This is a genomic window from Burkholderia sp. AW33-5, assembly GCF_053427615.1.
On sequence record NZ_JBSAXA010000090.1, the window covers coordinates 1 to 656 of the forward strand.

Genomic DNA, 656 nt, shown 5'->3' on the forward strand with positions numbered 1-656 from the left:
TCGGCGAGCAGTTGGCCCGACCCGCACGACATCGTCCAGCCGAGCGTGCCGTGGCCGGTGTTCAGAAACAGGTTCGAGACCGGCGTGCGGCCGACGATCGGCGTGCCGTCCGGCGTCATCGGGCGCAGGCCTGTCCAGAACGTTGCCTTCGACGTGTCGCCGCCGCCCGGGAACAGGTCGTTCACGCACATTTCGAGCGTCTCGCGACGCGCGGCACGCAGGTTCTTGTCGAAGCCGACGATCTCCGCCATGCCGCCGACGCGGATGCGCTGGTCGAAACGCGTGATCGCGATCTTGTAGGTTTCGTCCAGCACCGTCGACACGGGCGCGGCCGTCTCGTCGACGATCGGCGCGGTGATCGAATAGCCCTTCAGCGGATAGACGGGGATCTTCATCAGGTTCGAGATGAAGTTCGTGGAGTACGACCCGAGCGCGACGACGTATGCATCCGCGCGCACCGTCTCGCTGCCGCACTGCACGCCGGCGATCCTGCCGCCCGCGATCGCCAGCGCGTCGATCGGCGTGTTGTAGCGGAACTTCACGCCGAGCGATTCCGCGAGCGCCGCGAGGCGCGTCGTGAACAACTGGCAGTCGCCCGTTTCGTCGCCCGGCAGGCGCAGGCCGCCCGTCAGCTTGTGCGACACGGCGGCGAGCGC

Annotated in this window: 1 protein-coding gene; it reads right to left on the reverse strand. The window is 68.0% G+C overall.

The annotated features are described in order from the left end of the window. The coding region (locus ACV22V_RS32480) for an FAD-dependent oxidoreductase (protein WP_448016827.1) at window positions 1-656 on the reverse strand (656 nt) is incomplete at both ends.